This is a genomic window from Moorena sp. SIO3I6 (assembly GCF_010672095.1).
Genome location: NZ_JAAHHU010000131.1, coordinates 1 through 15,866, shown reverse-complemented (window position 1 = coordinate 15,866; position 15,866 = coordinate 1). Strand labels below are relative to the sequence as shown.

The 15,866-nt window shown below is 45.5% G+C and carries 20 protein-coding genes; 11 read left to right on the top strand and 9 right to left on the bottom strand.

Annotated features, from left to right (window positions below; all coding sequences use genetic code 11):
• Together F6K49_RS26995 and F6K49_RS26990 are read right to left on the bottom strand one after the other, a co-directional pair.
• The coding region (locus F6K49_RS26995; RefSeq protein WP_293101550.1) for a DUF1825 family protein at positions 1–314 on the bottom strand (314 nt) is incomplete at its 3' end.
• Positions 315–458: 144 nt separating this feature from the next.
• Positions 459–599 (bottom strand): hypothetical protein, encoded by a 141-nt coding sequence (locus tag F6K49_RS26990; RefSeq protein ID WP_293071498.1) that lies wholly within the window; start codon positions 597–599, stop codon positions 459–461.
• A gap of 187 nt (positions 600–786) precedes the next feature.
• Between F6K49_RS26990 and F6K49_RS26985 the strand changes: the two genes are divergently transcribed.
• Positions 787–1,182 (top strand): NINE protein, encoded by a 396-nt coding sequence (locus F6K49_RS26985; protein WP_071105854.1) that lies wholly within the window; start codon positions 787–789, stop codon positions 1,180–1,182.
• A gap of 5 nt (positions 1,183–1,187) precedes the next feature.
• Positions 1,188–1,736, top strand: coding sequence for a ComEA family DNA-binding protein (locus F6K49_RS26980; protein WP_293024115.1), 549 nt, complete (start codon positions 1,188–1,190; stop codon positions 1,734–1,736).
• A gap of 359 nt (positions 1,737–2,095) precedes the next feature.
• On the opposite strand, the gene F6K49_RS26975 is transcribed toward F6K49_RS26980, so the two are convergent.
• The 3 genes from F6K49_RS26975 to F6K49_RS26965 all read right to left on the bottom strand — a co-directional run bounded on the left by F6K49_RS26975 (position 2,096) and on the right by F6K49_RS26965 (position 3,283).
• Positions 2,096–2,833 carry a PEP-CTERM sorting domain-containing protein gene (locus tag F6K49_RS26975; RefSeq protein WP_293024112.1) on the bottom strand — a complete coding sequence of 246 codons (738 nt, stop codon included), beginning with the start codon at positions 2,831–2,833 and terminating at the stop codon, positions 2,096–2,098.
• A 16-nt stretch (positions 2,834–2,849) separates the two neighbouring features.
• Positions 2,850–2,972: a hypothetical protein gene (locus tag F6K49_RS26970; RefSeq protein ID WP_293024109.1), complete on the bottom strand. Its 123-nt coding sequence runs from the start codon at positions 2,970–2,972 to the stop codon at positions 2,850–2,852.
• Between the two features lie 110 nt (positions 2,973–3,082).
• Complete coding sequence (locus F6K49_RS26965) at positions 3,083–3,283, bottom strand: hypothetical protein (protein WP_293101545.1); 201 nt, start codon at positions 3,281–3,283, stop codon at positions 3,083–3,085.
• A gap of 587 nt (positions 3,284–3,870) precedes the next feature.
• Between F6K49_RS26965 and F6K49_RS26960 the strand changes: the two genes are divergently transcribed.
• A complete protein-coding gene (locus F6K49_RS26960; RefSeq protein WP_293024100.1) occupies positions 3,871–4,182 on the top strand; it encodes a hypothetical protein in 312 nt (103 codons plus the stop codon).
• Between the two features lie 375 nt (positions 4,183–4,557).
• Positions 4,558–6,015, top strand: a complete 1,458-nt coding sequence (locus tag F6K49_RS26955) for a S8 family serine peptidase (protein ID WP_293024097.1) — start codon at positions 4,558–4,560, stop codon at positions 6,013–6,015.
• A gap of 38 nt (positions 6,016–6,053) precedes the next feature.
• Here the strand turns inward: F6K49_RS26955 and F6K49_RS26950 are convergent, their stop codons facing one another.
• Positions 6,054–6,281 carry a hypothetical protein gene (locus F6K49_RS26950; protein ID WP_293024095.1) on the bottom strand — a complete coding sequence of 76 codons (228 nt, stop codon included), beginning with the start codon at positions 6,279–6,281 and terminating at the stop codon, positions 6,054–6,056.
• A 55-nt stretch (positions 6,282–6,336) separates the two neighbouring features.
• On the opposite strand from F6K49_RS26950, the gene F6K49_RS26945 reads away from it, so the two are divergent.
• The gene (locus F6K49_RS26945) at positions 6,337–6,630 is read left to right on the top strand and encodes a glycerophosphodiester phosphodiesterase (protein WP_293024093.1); all 294 of its coding nucleotides are present in this window, start codon (positions 6,337–6,339) and stop codon (positions 6,628–6,630) included.
• A 30-nt stretch (positions 6,631–6,660) separates the two neighbouring features.
• Positions 6,661–6,969, top strand: a complete 309-nt coding sequence (locus F6K49_RS26940) for a hypothetical protein (protein WP_293024092.1) — start codon at positions 6,661–6,663, stop codon at positions 6,967–6,969.
• A 12-nt stretch (positions 6,970–6,981) separates the two neighbouring features.
• On the opposite strand, the gene F6K49_RS26935 is transcribed toward F6K49_RS26940, so the two are convergent.
• Together F6K49_RS26935 and F6K49_RS26930 are read right to left on the bottom strand one after the other, a co-directional pair.
• A complete protein-coding gene (locus F6K49_RS26935; RefSeq protein WP_293024090.1) occupies positions 6,982–8,247 on the bottom strand; it encodes a transposase in 1,266 nt (421 codons plus the stop codon).
• 590 nt (positions 8,248–8,837) lie between these two features.
• Positions 8,838–9,221 carry a DUF4346 domain-containing protein gene (locus tag F6K49_RS26930; RefSeq protein ID WP_293063742.1) on the bottom strand — a complete coding sequence of 128 codons (384 nt, stop codon included), beginning with the start codon at positions 9,219–9,221 and terminating at the stop codon, positions 8,838–8,840.
• Positions 9,222–9,677: 456 nt separating this feature from the next.
• Between F6K49_RS26930 and F6K49_RS26925 the strand changes: the two genes are divergently transcribed.
• The 3 genes from F6K49_RS26925 (at position 9,678) to F6K49_RS26915 (ending at position 14,480) form a co-directional block, all read left to right on the top strand.
• Positions 9,678–11,939 (top strand): ribonucleoside-diphosphate reductase subunit alpha, encoded by a 2,262-nt coding sequence (locus F6K49_RS26925; protein ID WP_293101552.1) that lies wholly within the window; start codon positions 9,678–9,680, stop codon positions 11,937–11,939.
• A gap of 302 nt (positions 11,940–12,241) precedes the next feature.
• Positions 12,242–13,402 carry a ribonucleotide-diphosphate reductase subunit beta gene (locus F6K49_RS26920; protein WP_293101542.1) on the top strand — a complete coding sequence of 387 codons (1,161 nt, stop codon included), beginning with the start codon at positions 12,242–12,244 and terminating at the stop codon, positions 13,400–13,402.
• Between the two features lie 52 nt (positions 13,403–13,454).
• Entirely contained in the window at positions 13,455–14,480 is a 1,026-nt protein-coding gene (locus tag F6K49_RS26915; protein ID WP_293063735.1) for an SDR family oxidoreductase, read from the top strand.
• Here the strand turns inward: F6K49_RS26915 and F6K49_RS26910 are convergent.
• Positions 14,434–14,622 (bottom strand): hypothetical protein, encoded by a 189-nt coding sequence (locus tag F6K49_RS26910; RefSeq protein ID WP_293101539.1) that lies wholly within the window; start codon positions 14,620–14,622, stop codon positions 14,434–14,436. The genes F6K49_RS26915 and F6K49_RS26910 overlap by 47 nt on opposite strands.
• A 176-nt stretch (positions 14,623–14,798) precedes the next feature.
• Between F6K49_RS26910 and F6K49_RS26905 the strand changes: the two genes are divergently transcribed.
• Positions 14,799–15,437 (top strand): lysophospholipid acyltransferase family protein, encoded by a 639-nt coding sequence (locus F6K49_RS26905; protein ID WP_293024086.1) that lies wholly within the window; start codon positions 14,799–14,801, stop codon positions 15,435–15,437.
• Positions 15,438–15,513: 76 nt separating this feature from the next.
• On the top strand, positions 15,514–15,866 hold a 353-nt coding region (locus F6K49_RS26900), incomplete at its 3' end, for an NAD-dependent epimerase/dehydratase family protein (protein ID WP_366514237.1).

The following is a 15,866-nucleotide window of genomic DNA, read 5'->3' as shown; positions in this document are numbered from 1 at the left end:
TTCTCTACGTCTGACTTCATCCGCTCCAATGTCATGTTCATCTGGTCAAACATCTGCTGAGGGGTGATCCCAAACTGACCTAACTGAGTATTGAGCTGCTCTATGGTCATCTGAGCCATGAAGTCATCAGATAATTCGAAGCGCTTCATAAAAATCCGATAGCGCTCCATCATCTGTTCCATCTGATCGATGAAAATCTTTTTGCCTTCACGGTCAAACTTGCCATAGTCGTTGCCCAATTTAATCAGGTCTTGGTAATCTTCAAACAGCTGTTTTGCCTCTTTTTGGACAATTTCCGAATCAAAAAAACCCATTGCTCTTACCTGTCAACCGGTTTGGTTGTACTCAATCGCCGCTTCTAATCACATTTTAATGTAGCGTTAAACCTGGACAAAATTCGGTTTTCCGTATTAGTCCGTTGAAGGTTGTTCGCCCAAGGCGATTCGGTGTAGGGTAGGTTAGTCAGTTGAAGGTTGAAGGTTAACAGGTTGAAGGTTAACAGGTTGAAGGTTAACAGGTTGAAGGTTAACCTTCAACCTGTAACCGGTTAACCTGTAACCGGTTAACCTGTAACCGGTTAACCTTGGCCAATAGGCCACGCGATCGCGTTCAACCTGCCAACCTTCAACCGGTTAACGTTCAACCTGCCAACCTTCAACCGGTTAACGTTCAACCTATAACCTGTAACCTGTAAGTTTCCACTCTGAGATAAGTAATTATTATAGGAACATAGGATTGACAGTATTTGGATCTCCACCAAGCTATTCAACGCGGGTCAAAGCAAGTATGTTGAGCAAGCCAAAAAGCCGCAAAGTCGCTTCCCTACTGGCCTTGAGTGGGGTAGTTATCCCCGTTTGTGGATTACACAAATTTTATCTCGGACAACCCTTCTGGGGAGTAATGTACTTACTCCTGTGTTGGACACCCATTCCTCGAATTGCCAGTGCTATAGAGGGGGTGTGGTATTTACTACAAAGTCAAGATCAGTTTGACCTCAATTTTAACCTTGGTATTGAGTCTACAGTATCTTCCTCAGACAATCCATCGGCTGGGATTGACCCGGCCAAGGTAGGGGAAATTGCTGATGCCCTAAGACAGCTAGACAGCCTGCGTCAGGAGGGACTAGTGTCTGAGTATGAATTTGAACAAAAACGTCGTCAATTACTTGACCTAATTGCTTGAGTTTCATGGCAATTTTTGATTGGCTATCACCCAAGACTCCACAAAACCCGAATCAGCAATCAATTCAGCAGAGGCTAAAGCGTGACCCCTACTATCGGCTACAATCTACAGAAGAAATTGCTGTAGCTGCCAAATTGGGGCTCACCATTGATGTGAATCAAGCTGGTGTGGATGACTGGCTGAGATTGCCAGGGATATCTATCCATCAGGCGCGATCGCTTTTTGAACTCACCAGCAGCGGTGTGCAATTTTGTTGCTTAGAAGATTTGGCCGCTGCCCTAGGTTGGTCAGTACAACGTCTGACACCCTTGCAACCAATTTTGAGGTTTTGTTACTACGATGCGGAGAGTTTAGTAACGCCTCAGCTAGTCAACCCTAACACTGCATCTCTAGAACAGTTGACGAAAATTCCAGCAGTGGACTTGTTTTTAGCTAGAGCGATCATGCAAAATCGCTTTGATGGTGGCCCATACCGTAATTTAGCTGACCTTCAACGACGCCTTGAGCTTAATCCTCAGCTGACATCTGAGTTAATGTACTATTTAATCTTTTGAGATTATTAGTTTGAGCTTACTAGTTTGAGATCCTATCCAGTTGACTACTTATCCTTCTTGGTTGGGAGTCACTTAAAACTAGAAACTAGAAACTAGAAACTAGAAACTGGAAACTTGTCAGTGGCGAAGTCACAACTGACAACTGACAACTGACAACTGACAACTGACAACTGACAACTGACAACTGACGACTGACAGCTGACAGCTGATAGCTGTTGGCGTAGCCTGCGCGTAGCGCATATGCTTACCACAAAAAACAAAAAAGGAACAGACTACTAAAGAGTGGTCTAGTTCCTACACAGAAGTGGTTGAATCAGCTATGCCGACGAAAAAATCCGGTAATCTTTCAAAGTTTTAGGTTAGACCAATTCCTTAGACTTGCGCTTTAATGAAGTCAAGCTTAATCCCAGTAAGCTTAGGCTAAACAAGCCCATTGTCATGGGTTCAGGAACAGGTTTAGAATTGGAAGGATCTCCAGGATTGGCAGTTATATCAACATTAATATCAGCCTTGGTAAGAGTAAAAGAACCCGTAGCACCTAGCCAGCCAGACATACCAAAGTTAGTGTTTTTGCCATTAGCTCCAACCCCAACCTGGAAGGCGTATTTACCATTTTCAGGTTTTTGGTAAAGATTCAGTTCCTTGCCATCGTAGAAACCTAGGCCAGTTAAGGTAGCCCGAGTTTCATCCATGTTATAGTAGTACCAAGTACTAGTATCGACGGGGCCACCTTTTTCTACGTATTCAGACTTTGGTAGTTCCTTTTTCGGTCCTCCCCAAGGTTCTGGTGTGCTATTGAACCAAATATCAACGTCCCATTTTTTAGTATCATCTAACTCGGAAACGATGGTACCCAACAAATTAGCAGTCCCATCATTGTATTCATTAAAGATACCTGAAGTGTCAAATACAAACCTCCCTGAGTCCAACTCAGGAAACCAGAAAGCGTGTCCTGACAAATCAGTGTCTTCTGGGTAGATATGAGCTTCATCGGCTAACCAGGACTTGAGGATATCAGCTGCCTGGGCTTCTCCTACTGCTCCCAAAACTATAGACCCTAAAACTAATCCACTGCTTAAAAATTTAGTTATTTTCATTTTTTAGACGCCCTAGTTATTTGAATAAATTAATTAATTGACTTGAGTCTGTAACTAATTGGTTGACTAATTGTTTGACTAACTCGTTCGCGTAGCGTGGCCAACGGCCAATCATAGCCTGAGCTATCAGTAAAATCACTTTCAGTAAATTAACTGATATTTATAGTCTGCCAATCTGATGGTTGCGATCGCGTTAGTGCTAACGTATAACTTTTGTATTATTTTTGTATACAGCGTTTTTCATAACTATTAGGTGCGCTTTCCGGATCTAATTATTAAATTCGCCACGGGTCGCACCTGAGGTACACAGGATTTTTTCCCTCTTCCCACTTCCGACTTCTCTGTTCCGGTGATCCGCTGTTCCCTGTTCCCTAAAACCTTAGGTACGCTCTTACCATTAAGAATTAAATTCGCCACGGGTCGCACCTCAGGAATCTGTACCTCACCCAATTGACAACTGCTGTAAATTCATAGCAATAAAAAAAATACCATCACCTTTCAACTGGCTCCAAACTTGATTTCCTGACCCGGAGCTAATCTCTAATCATAAGAAAAGAGCCCCTGGATTTTTTCCGTCCTATTCAGGACTATCAAGGAGCCACTTCTAACCCAATCAGATCAAGTCCCGATCAGGGACTGCATCAAGACAATGGTGTTAACTATACCAAATTATCGAAAACTACTTCTTCCCTCCCCCCTCTACCCACGCGCCCCCGCCCCTCTAACCACACTCTTCCCCCGATTCCCGATTCCCAATTCCCGTTCCCCTCCTGGGAGGGGTTAGGGGTGGGTTCCGATTCCCGATTCCCGATTCCCGATTCCCGATTCTTTGGGCGTAGCGATATAGCTTGACAAGTGAAGCTTAATTGAGGGAAACTCTAGGTTATCCTATGGGAGGGCGAAGCAAAAGCAGATAAAACCTAGGGTTTCAGCCATTAATTCCTTGCCCGAATTACTTACTTGCCCGAATTACTGGCTCGAATGGGTCGCCCTTAACCAAAAATCCACGACGCCAGACTTTCCATCGGAGGGGTTCTATGCCGGAAAACACGATTTCAGCAGAAATTCAGTCATCCCCCAACCACTCTAGACAAGCTGCTTTAGCTCTACAACAGCTTGGCTTTCGGATACTGCACATTGGACCGACTATCAGTGTACAAGCCCCGCAATCCCTGTGGGAATCAACTTTCAATGTTTCCTTCCAACCACAGCAGAAAACCCTGATCCAGGAGATAGATGGCAGTGAGGTTACCTATCCCAAAGCTGCGGTTGACAATCTACAAATTCCTGAGCAACTACAAACCTTGGTAACTGGGGTGATGTTTGTAGAACCCCCAGAATTTTTCTGATCGCTCAAGCGCGGAAGCTGAGGCCGTTGGCCACGCGGGGCGCGTTCGCTTCATCGCGTAGCGTGGCCAACGGCCAATCCAGTTAACGATAATCCGAACATTGTCCAGGCTAGAGGGACGATCGGGTCGTGCCTTTACTGTATCGTGCCTCTAGTTTTCTATGGTCAAATGTTCAATAGTAAAAAGTTGCCAATAAAATTTTAAACTAAAGCCGAACAAAACAAAAGTACCCACGAGGGTGACGTCAATATGTGATCACAGATACCAAACTAAAGAAGTAAACCAAAGAAGTAAAACAACTTGGTTTGTTGATCAAGAAAGACAGCGATAGTCATCAACCGCTGATCTAACTAGGATTTAACTAACAGGAGAATTATGATACAACAACTACAGACGGGAGTTGAGCGAGTTTCCTTTGAAGCCATTCTCGTATCAGAAAGTGGCCAGTCCATGTTCGCCACTGACACCTACCTCCAACCGGAGAATCTTCAACAATTTGCTCCACCCCCTGGACGGGGCATTCAAGCTGCAAATATTTTACAATCCCTTGGCTTTCGCGTCCAGCAAATCGGAACCTTTTCCATTAGTGCTGATGGACCACGGGAACTGTGGGAACGGGTCTTTAGCACCCGAGTTGAACGGGATAGCCAACTCATTAGCGAGGCTCATCCTCAACTGGGAGAAGTGACCTTCTTGCGCCATGTTGCTGGTGCTCCCTTTAGCATTCCCGAAGAGCTATCTGGGTTGATAGAGCGCGCTTATCCCCAACGTCCACCCATTTTATTTGAGTCGCCACTGCCTCCACGGGTTCGTTATCATCACCTCAATGTTCCCTCCGATGTAGCTATGGTATGTCGCTCGACCCCTGTCCACAAAGTCGGGGTAACCGGTAAAGGCGTTTTAGTAGCAATGGTAGACACTGGATTCTACAAGCATCCCTTTTACGAGTGGCATGGCTACAACTACCAGGCAACCCTGGCACCAGATGCTAAAAACGTGGAGCGGGATGAGAGTGGTCATGGCACCGCTGAAGCAGCAAATATTTTTTCCAATGCACCGGATATTGACTTTATTGGTGTCAAAATGGGGAGTAACCCCACCCTGGCCTTTAAGATGGCATCGGATTTACATCCAGCGGTGATGAACAACAGCTGGGGCTTCAGTATTCCAGAAGGGCCTCTACCGAATTTCCTCAAGCCCCTAGAGGCAGCAGTTATTGAAGCAGTCAAAGAGCGTGGTATTACTGTCTGTTTCTCTGCTGGTAACGGACACTATGGATTTCCTGGTCAGATGCCGGAAGTGATTTCTGTGGGTGGAGTCTATGCCCACGATACTGTTGAGGGCAATGACTTTCGGTTAGAAGCTTCCAACTACGCCAGTAGCTTTGATAGCCAAATTTATCCAGGACGCCACGTCCCTGATCTTTGTGGACTGGTGGGAATGCAACCCCGGGCTGCCTATATCATGTTGCCCGTTGAACCAGGGGACGAAATTGACCGAGGCTTGGGCGGTGGTCAGTATCCGAATCAGGACGAAACGGCTACTGATGATGGCTGGGCAGTGATCAGCGGTACTAGTGCTGCTTCTCCCCAAGTAGCGGGTGTTTGTGCCTTGCTTAAGCAGGTGCAACCTGGTCTGTCTCCATCCCTGATTAAGCAGATTCTACGGGCATCAGCGCGAGATGTTAAGCTGGGCAAAAGCTTCCATGGTCAACCGGCAGGAGAGGGACACGATGGAGCAACTGGCTCCGGTTTGGTGGATTCCTATGCAGCCTATAAGTTAGCTCGCTCCGTGACCATCCGCAATGTTCATGACTTGCCAGCACCTCGATGAAATAGTGGTTCTCAAATAGGTGAGGTATATTTGAGATTTTAGGGAGTCGGGAGTCGGGAGTCGGGAGTCGGGAGTCGGGAGTCGGGAGTCGGGAATCGGGAATCGGGAATCGGGAATCGGGAGTCGGGAATTGGGAGTCGGGAATTGGGAGTCGGGAATATCACCACACTCCCATAAATCCCATATATCCCTATATTCCCATCTCCCCACCTCCCCATCTCCCCATCTCCCCATCTCCCCATCTCCCCATCTCCCCATCTCCCCACACTTCCCTCTCTTCCCCTGCTCCCTGTTCCCTACTCCCTGTTCCCTTTGCTACATATGCTGACTAATAAGATAATCGCCCATCGTGGGGCTTCTAATTGTGCCAAAGAAAATACTATTGAAGCTTATGAGAAAGCGATTGAACTTGGGGCTGACTTTATCGAATTTGATGTCAGAATAACTAAAGATGGGGTATTGATTTCCCATCATGATCCAATGATAGCTAATCAAGCTATCAGTCAGTTAAGGTTTGCTGAAATAAATCGCATTGCTGGTCAGCAAGGGTTTAGAGTTCCTACGGTTGAGGAAATTTTAAGACTGACTCGTAACAAAATTAAACTAGCGGTTTAATTAAAAGAAGAAGGCTATGAAGAAAAAGTCATGGCCTTAGTAATGGGATATATCAAAATAGATGACTTTGTTATTTTATCATTTAATGTTTCATCGTTAAGATGGATAAACTTGAATTACCCTACGGTTAAAACGGGATTGTTATTAAGCAAAAAAAAGAATAATTTTCTGATTATATTACTCAGACTTTTGGGAATTTGGGTGTTTCAGAAACTGATCAGACTTACCCCCGATATCCTAGCACTACAGTGGGAAACGTTAAAATTTGGTTTATTGGAAATTGCTGCTAAACAGGGCAAACCGGTTTTTGTTTGGACTTTGACACTCCCCGTCCTATAAGAACGGGGATTCTCACTTCAACGAGCCAACTTGCTCAATCAAGCCGGAGCCAGAAAGAGTAGAGGTCGATTCTCCATGAGCGTTGGGGTCTATGACCCAAGTTCCGCTGTGCCCCAGCGTACTCAAGGCTCTTCCTAAAATGTTGATTGCGGCGTTGTGTTCGCGTAGCGTCGGCTTCGCCGAATCGCGGTCTAATTGACAACCACATTTGCAGGTATGAGTTCGAGTCGATAATGACTTTTTCACGATCTCACCGCAACTAGAACAGTTTTGACTGGTATAGGCAGGGTTTACGGCAACGGTTACTCTGCCAAACTTTTGTCCAAAGTGCTCTAACCATTTACGAAACTGATACCAACCTGCGTCATTAATAGATTTGGCAAGACAGTGATTTTTTACCAGGTTTTTGACTCTAAGATCTTCATAGGCGACCAGGTCGTTAGACCGGATTACGCAACGTGCCAATCTCTTGGCATGTTCTTCACGTTGCCTACTTATTCTAAGATGGTGTCTGCCTAGCCTATTAATGGCTTTTCTACGATTGGCTGTTCGCGTAGCGTGGCCTACGGCCTTGCCTTTCTTCTTGCGGGATACCCGACGTTGATAAAACTTTAAACGCTTCTCCCCTCTTCTATAAAATCGAGGGTTTGGTTCAGTATGGCCTCTAGAATCGGTATAGAAATCTTTTAATCCAACATCTAGACCAACGTTTGCATCTGATGGTTCTAAGTGCTCGTTATTATCAACAGCAACACAAAACTGTACATAATAACCGTCAGCTCTTTTTACTATCCGGACTCGCTTGATTTGGTTTTTATCAAATCGCCACAAATCCCACGTACCCTTGAGTTTTAGTTTCCCGACCCCTTTCTTGTCAGTGAAGGTTATTGACTTCTTATCAGGGGACAATTTCCATCCTGATTGCTTATACTCAACTGACCTGCAATGGTTTTGAAATCGTGGAAACCCCTTCTTGCCAGGCACCTTTTTCTTGCAGTTGTCGTAGAAACGGGCGTTCGCGTAGCGTCGGCTTTGCCGAATCGATGACCATGCTCTTTCAGAAGCAGCCTGGCGAGCAGTCGAATTTAGCTCATTAGCAAAAGAGAACTGCTTAGCTAAGACCTTGCAGTATTTACTGAGGTCATACTTACCAGTCCCTTTCTCATCCATCCAAAGGCGAATACAAGAGTTTCGGATAAACTTAACTGTCCGAATTGCCTCATCAATGGCTGAGTACTGATGCTTTTTGCCGTACGCTTTGAATTCAATAATGATCATTGACCTAAGGTCACGCTCCGCGAACGGATATCGACCTTTTCCGTTACTGTTTTATAGTACCACACTCAGCGACAAATATCAGGATAGATCTAAAAAAAAAGCCGTCCATTGAAGTTACCTTAAGATAGTGGAGCCTTTATGGTCGGCAGGCCGTGAAAAGGGTTAAAACTTATTGAATAAGGCTCCACTATCTAAGGTTTCGTCTCGTAGAAGGACGGGGCTTTAAACCCAAATTTTTTGGTAAATAATCAAAAAATGATTGGAGAGCTTCTACATGATACTCGGATACATGGTATCATTACCGACAAACCTGACTTAGCTCGTAAGCTATCAGCTATCACCAGTTAGCGGTCAGCCGTCAGCTTTTTAATAAAACAGGTAAACATTAGCTATCAGCTATCAGCGGTCAGCCGTTGGCGGTTGGGCACGCTACGCCAACAGCTTTTTAATAAAACAGGTAAACATTCGTTAAATCTCTTTTAGCGCTGCTGTCAGGGATTCATAGTGCTTGGCTGAATGCTGAATGCTGATGGCTGATGGCTGAATGCTGAATGCTGAATGCTGAATGCTGAATGCTTACAGATTATTGACTAATCTTGAATATACTCTTCGCCATTGATCATCGCTATCTCGGCTCTTACAAATTCTCGTCCTAGGTAAAGGGCGTGATCGAAACGACTCAAAGGACAGGGTTTAGTTTCTTCGGTAATTTTCATGCCTAGTTCCTTGGCTGTCCTACCTTTGAAAATAGCGGTGGGAGTACGGTTTAATTTAACATCGCAGGGAAATGGTTCTCCGGTTTCTGGATCAACTGCTAACCCTTTGTCATTAATTTTGTTACTGTAGTGTTCGGCACAGATCAGACTTGCATCTCGGTCTATGTAAATAATAAAGTAGCCCTCTGGATCGAGTTCAATAAAGCGTTGGGAGAGCTTTTCATCAATAGCAGTAATGTTTTGGGCAGTGATCATCATGGGAACGGTCAAGGGCTAAAGCTGATGGCAAATCCCAATATTATAACGTTAACAGAACAATTAGACAAGCTCAGAGATGAGGATAACAGGGAAACACAGCGGGACGCAGCAGGTGTGGGAGGTGTGAGGAGTTACTTGGTCAGTTACTTAAAAAAGTTGATAAATTTCACGGCCATACTTACTCTAGATTTAGTATAGTAGAGCTTGGGAATTAAATAGTTAACCCTAGTGGTAGTGTTGTACCTTGGGGTTACCCAGCCATGGTGTAATATATCTAAGATTCTGAGCAACGAGTGAAAAGGCCACAAACCCTCTCGGCAAAAACTATAAGCCAAATCAATCCAGATTTAGTATAGTAGAGCTTGTGAATTCCATAGTTAACCCTAGTGGTAGTGTTGTACCTTGGGGTTAGCAAGCCATGGTGTAATATATCTAAATTCCGTCCAACCAGTGAAAATGCAACAAACCCTATCGGCAACAAGCGTAAGCCAAAATCAAGCTCATATTCAGGTGATCAGACGGGATGGTTCTTTCGCTCCCCTTGATATTTCCAAAATTCGTTCTGTTGTTGATTGGGCTTGTGCTGGCAAGGATGTCAATCCGATCACTCTAGAAGCTGGACTAACTACCCGCTTGCGTGATGGTGTTACTACCAGAGAGATTCAGGAGAATTTGATCAACTGTGCCCTGGAAATGTGTAGTCCTGATCAGCCTGACTGGCGCTATGTAGCAGGACGACTGCAGATCTGGAGTCTCTGGAAAGACACCCTGGTAAACCGTGGTTATGAGTACGGTGACTACCCTAGAACTGTTCGCTCTAAAGTAGAGTCTGGTCAATATGACCCCAGTATCTTAACCTATACGACTGAGGAGCTAAAAGAAGCAGGTTCTTGGATTAATCGGGATTGGGACACGGATTATGATTATGCAGGGGCTGTACTGCTAACTCGTCGGTATCTCCTGGCGGATGAGTTGCCCCAAGAGGCATTTTTAACTTGTGCTCTGCTGCTAGGGTCAGTGGAAGTCCCGGAAGATAGACTAGGTTGGGCAAGGCGATTTTATGAAGCGATCGCACAACGGAAAATATCTCTAGCGACCCCGATCCTGGCTAATCTCAGAATTCCTAAGGGGTCTCTGTCTTCCTGTTTTATCACTAGCATTGATGACAACCTGGAAAGCATCTTTGAAGGAATTACTGATACGGCCAGAATCTCCAAAAACGGTGGTGGTGTTGGGGTCAATGTTAGCCGGATTCGCTCAACGGGTAGCTGGGTGATGGGCAAAGCCAATGCTTCGGGAGGGGTAATTCCTTGGATTAAACTGCTAAACGATACTGCGATCGCAGTTAATCAAGGAGGCCGTCGGGCAGGGGCAGTCACCGTTAGTGTGGATGTGTGGCATCTCGATGTGCCAGAGTTTCTGGAGATGCAAGCGGAAAATGGGGATCCCCGGCGCAAGGCTTATGATATCTTTCCCCAATTGGTGATTCCCGATGAGTTTATGCGTCGGGTGGTTAATAAAGAAGACTGGACGTTAATCGATCCCTATGAAGTACGGATCAAGCTAGGGATTGAGCTATCGGAACTTTGGGCAGAAGAGTTTGAAAGCGCCTATCAAACTATTGAAGCAGCCATCGGCGAAACCCTCACTCTCTACAAGACCGTCAATGCTCGGGAACTCTTTAAGACGATTATGCGATCGCAAGTAGAGACGGGAATGCCTTACTTGGCGTTCAAGGATACCATTAACCGCGCTAATCCTAATCAACACGAGGGCTACATCCCAGCGGTAAATCTTTGTACCGAAAGTTTCTCTAATGTCGAAATTGGCAATGCTGCTCACTGTTGCAATTTGGACTCAATCAATCTCGCCAATATTGAAGAAACTGAATTGCCCAATATCTGTCGTCTAGCAGTGCGGATTCTCGATAACACTATTGATTTAACCACTCCTCCTTTTACAGCAGCCCATACCCACAATCACAAATACCGCACCATCGGAGTAGGTTGTATGGGATTAGCGGATTGGTTAGCTAAACGGTGGCTAACCTATAACAACCTCAAGGAAATTAGTAACTTATTTGAGGATATTGGCTACTACTGCACCCATGCATCTATGGAACTGGCCATGGAACGTGGTGCTTATGCTGCTTTCGATGGTAGTGAGTGGAGTAAAGGTAAGCTAATTGGCGCTAAACCAGTGGAATGGTTTGTAGAAAATTCCCAGCATCAAGAGCGTTGGGTAGCCCTATCTCAGGATATTCAAAAATTTGGGATTCGCAATTCTCATATTACTGCGATCGCACCCAATACATCCTCATCCCTAGTACAAGGATGTACCGCTAGTGTCTTACCAGTTCACAGCAAATTCTTCTATGACAAATGGGCAAAAGGCACTGTACCCATTGCCCCACCCTTTATTAAAGACAATTTTTGGTTCTACCACGAAAACAAAAACTTTGATCAGAAAAAAGTTGTTAAAGCAGTCGCCACGATCCAGCAATGGATTGATACTGGGATTTCCATGGAATTGTTATTTAACTTAAACCAAGGAGTCTATTTCCCAGACGAACCTGAACGCACCCTCAAAGCCAAAGACATCTATGAAACCCTAGTCATGGCCTGGGAATTAGGATGTAAAGCCGTCTATTATATCCGAACCGTCCAGCGTGACAACTTCAAAGAATTAGACAACACTTGTATCGCTTGCGCGAATTAGTGATTCCGTGGAACAGGCTTCCAGCCTGCGCGCGCATCGGTCAGCGGTCAGCGGTCAGTGGTCAGTGGTCAGCTTTGTAGAACAGGCTTCCAGCCTGTGACTTCACTGAGATTATAGCAATTCTCTTTCCCATGAGGTACAAAGAGATCCCCCTAAATCCCCCTTGAAAAGGGGGACTTTGAGGTTGATAAGTGTGAAGCATCGGTCAGTGGTCAGTGGTCAGCTTTGTGGAACAGGCTTCCAGCCTGCGCGCGCATCAGCTGTTCGCGTAGCGTGCGCGTAGCGCTTAGGCTGAATGCTGAATGCTGATAGCTGATAGCTCTTGCTCCCCACACTCCCTGTTCCCGATTCCCGATTCCCGATTCCCGATTCCCGATTCCCTACTCCCTACTCCCTACTCCCTACTCCCTCTAAAAATGCTAACTACAATGCCAATTAACCCTATCTTTAATCCAGATGGGGATGATAAAACTGAACACCGTTCAATTTGGTTTGGTAACACCACTAACTTGATGCAACTCAATGATGTCCGTTATGCTTGGGCAATTGGGTTGTATCAACAGATGCGGGAAAACTTCTGGATTCCCCAGAAACTAGACCTAACTCAAGACGTAACAGACTACTCCAATTTAACGCCAGCAGAACGTTATGCTTATGATGGGATTCTCTCCTATTTAACTTTTTTAGATTCCGTTCAAACCTGCAATATTCCTCACATCAAAAGTAGCATTACTGCTCCAGAAGTTAGTCTGTGTATGGCGGAACAAATTTCTCAGGAAGGGATGCACAATCAAAGTTATCAATATATCATAGAAACCGTTATACCTACTGAACATAGAAGTAGAGTTTATGAATTCTGGCGCACTGATAAAGTGCTGAGGGATAGATGCGAATTTGTTGCCAGTTTCTATCAAAAATATGTTGATAATCCCACCCCAGAAAACTATTTTGTTTCCTTACTGGCTGACTTTTTACTAGAAGGAATGTACTTCTATAATGGTTTCATTTACTTCTACAATCTCGCCTCTAGGATGCTGATGCCAGGCTCAGCTGACATTTTTAAAATGATTAATCGAGATGAACTGAGTCATGTCCGGCTTTATCAAAAGTTAATCCCCATGGCTATGGAAGTATTTCCCTATTCCAGGGACCAAATTTATGAAATGTTTGCCACAGCAGTGGAGCATGAATGTCGCTGGACTAATCATATTGTTGGTAACGATATTTTAGGGATTACCGAACGGAGTACTGAGCACTACACCAAGTATCTGGCTAATATCAGGTTACGTTCTATTGGATTAGAACCCCTTTATCAGGGAGAAAACTATCAAAAGAGTCCCTACAGCCACTTAGAGCGTTTTTCTGATACTAAAAAAGATGCTCATACTAAGGCCAACTTCTTTGAAGCTAGCGTAACTAGTTATGTGATGTCTTCTGGGGTCAGTGGTTGGGATGAAATCTAGGGAGTAGGGAGTAGGGAGTAGGGAGTAGGGAGTAGGGAGTCGAGAGTCGGGAGTGAGGTACACAGGATTTTTTCCATGTTGCCTGTTGCCTGTTGCCTGTTGCCTGTTGCCTGTTGCCTGTTGCCTGTTGCCTGTTGCCTGTTGCCTGTTCCCTGTTGCCTGTTCCCTAAAACCTAGAACGAAAGTACCTCACCCAATGGCAAACCGCTATAATCTAGATTTATCAAGGATACTAAAAAGTATGTCATCAAAAGTAGCTATTGTTACTGGAGGAACTCGTGGGATTGGTTTCGGCATCTCTGAGCAACTTGCCGCTGATGGATATGATTTAATTCTTGGCTTTAATAGCAATGAAACAGCAGCAGCTAATAGTAAAAAAACCTTAGAATCTGATTATGGAGTTAAGGTTTATACTGTCAAAGGTGATGTTGCTCAACCAGAAACCGTAGACAAGTTTTTTGATTGTTTAGAAAACAATTTTGGTGGTAAGTTAACGGCACTAATCCATAATGCTGGATTGTATGTAGGAATGACAACGTCTCCAGCATCAGACCAAGCCGAATTAGCTGCTAATTCTCAACGTCTATTATTAGGAGATGGTAACTTAACCAGTTTAGCGGCCTATGAATACTATCAAAATGTCTACCCTAAATGCTTCATTCGTTGTGTAGAAAAAGCGGTTAAATACATGGAAGATGGTCAAGGTTATATTGTAGCAACGTCTTCCCCTGGATGTAACATGAATCAAACCCCAAAACTCAGTTATATTATGCCAGGAACCGGAAAAACCGTGGTGGAATTTTTAACCCGGTACTATGCTAGGCTTCTAGCTTCAAGGCAGATTACTGTTAATGTCGTTATTCCTGGTTTTACCAAAACAGAAGCTTGGAATGCTGTTACGGCAAACTCTGGCGGAGTAGATAGCGAAATGATGCAAAAAAGAATTAAAAGTACCCCCATGCAACGTTGGTGTTCCCCAACAGAAGTTGGTCAAGTGGTTGCTTTTTTATGTTCTCCGAAAGCTGCTTTTATTACAGGAGTTGCTTTACCCATTGATGGCGGATTACATTTACAGTAAGCTGTTCAGCATTTAGATTGGGATACCTAAATTGCTCAAAGGGAATAGGGAACAGGGAGATAGGGAGATAGGGAGATAGGGAGATAAGGAGATAGGGAGATAGGGAGATAAGGACACAAGGAGCTATGGGGATATTACTCATCAGTTTACTCCTACCTCAATTTCTTCCACACCAACAAATTGAGATATAGCGGTTCTCATATTAATAAAGTAAACACACCTATTTTTTCCCTATTCCCTGTTCCCAGATCCGCTGTTCCCTTCCCCCAAAGCAGTAAACTAGAAACCAAACCATCTAAATCCACCCATCGATTCTCAGTGACTAGAAGCCGCGAACCATTTCCCAGTCTGCTGCTGTATCACGCCCTGAAGTGGTCAGTGGTTAGCCCCTTAGTCCATACCTATTTCCGGGGTCGCATTTATGGTGCTAAACAAGTACCCACCTCGGGACCACTGGTGGTGGTGAGTAACCATGCGAGTGACTTTGACCCACCGATTTTAGCCAATTGTGTCGGACGTCCAGTAGCCTTTATGGCCAAGGAAGAATTGTTTCGTGTCCCAGTCCTGAAACAGTTTATTGAATTGTATGGTACTTACCCGGTTAAGCGAGGCTCAGCAGACCGGAGTGCCCTGCGTTCTGCTCTCAATTTCCTCGACAATGGCTGGGCGGTTGGTGTGTATTTGGATGGCACCCGGACACGGGATGCTCGCATTCATAACCCCAAGCTTGGTGCCGCCTGGATTGCTGCCCAAGCCCAAGCCCCCCTGCTGCCCGTTACTTTGTGGGGAAGTCAAGCAATTGTTAAAAAAGGTTCGTTGATGCCACGGTCTGTACCCTTAACCGTCCGCATTGGTAAGCTGATTGCTCCTCCTAGTTCTAGTAACCGAGACGAATTGCAAGCTGTGACCCAACAGTGTGCTGCAGCGATTAATGCTCTCCATGATTTGGGACGTTGATTATGTGGGAGTAGGGAGTAGGGAGTAGGGAGTCGGGAGTCGGGAGTAGGGAATCGTTGGCGTACCGGACAAGCCGATCACCGAGAACACCCCGTTCGCGCCGACCACCCGAAAGGGCGAGGTTCGGGGCCAAATGTGGGATGACCTCAAGGCGGCCCACGATCACGGACGGATTCGGGCCACGGCGGTGCGAGCCAGCGACTTCTTCGGTCCCGGGGTTGACCAGTCGTCCTACGGCGAGCGTTGCTTCGGTCGGTTGGCCCAGGGCAAGCCGGCTGAGCTCCTTGGTGACCCGGCCGCTCACCATGCGGTGACCTTCGTTCCCGACTTCGGCGAGGCCCTCGTGCGAGCGGCCGAGCGGCCGGCGAGCTGGGGGCAGGCGTGGTTGGCTCCCACAGCGCCGGCGGTACCGCAACAGCAACTTGTTGA

Coding starts and splice junctions, on each gene's coding strand:
- F6K49_RS26955 (WP_293024097.1), top strand. CDS start 4,558: ATGATACAACAACTACAGACGGGAGTTGAGCGAGTTTCCTTTGAAGCC.
- F6K49_RS26935 (WP_293024090.1), bottom strand. CDS start 8,247: ATGATCATTATTGAATTCAAAGCGTACGGCAAAAAGCATCAGTACTCA.
- F6K49_RS26975 (WP_293024112.1), bottom strand. CDS start 2,833: ATGAAAATAACTAAATTTTTAAGCAGTGGATTAGTTTTAGGGTCTATA.
- F6K49_RS26930 (WP_293063742.1), bottom strand. CDS start 9,221: ATGATGATCACTGCCCAAAACATTACTGCTATTGATGAAAAGCTCTCC.
- F6K49_RS26925 (WP_293101552.1), top strand. CDS start 9,678: ATGCAACAAACCCTATCGGCAACAAGCGTAAGCCAAAATCAAGCTCAT.
- F6K49_RS26960 (WP_293024100.1), top strand. CDS start 3,871: ATGCCGGAAAACACGATTTCAGCAGAAATTCAGTCATCCCCCAACCAC.
- F6K49_RS26910 (WP_293101539.1), bottom strand. CDS start 14,622: ATGAGTAATATCCCCATAGCTCCTTGTGTCCTTATCTCCCTATCTCCC.
- F6K49_RS26920 (WP_293101542.1), top strand. CDS start 12,242: ATGCTGATAGCTGATAGCTCTTGCTCCCCACACTCCCTGTTCCCGATT.
- F6K49_RS26985 (WP_071105854.1), top strand. CDS start 787: ATGTTGAGCAAGCCAAAAAGCCGCAAAGTCGCTTCCCTACTGGCCTTG.
- F6K49_RS26980 (WP_293024115.1), top strand. CDS start 1,188: ATGGCAATTTTTGATTGGCTATCACCCAAGACTCCACAAAACCCGAAT.
- F6K49_RS26940 (WP_293024092.1), top strand. CDS start 6,661: ATGGCCTTAGTAATGGGATATATCAAAATAGATGACTTTGTTATTTTA.
- F6K49_RS26945 (WP_293024093.1), top strand. CDS start 6,337: ATGCTGACTAATAAGATAATCGCCCATCGTGGGGCTTCTAATTGTGCC.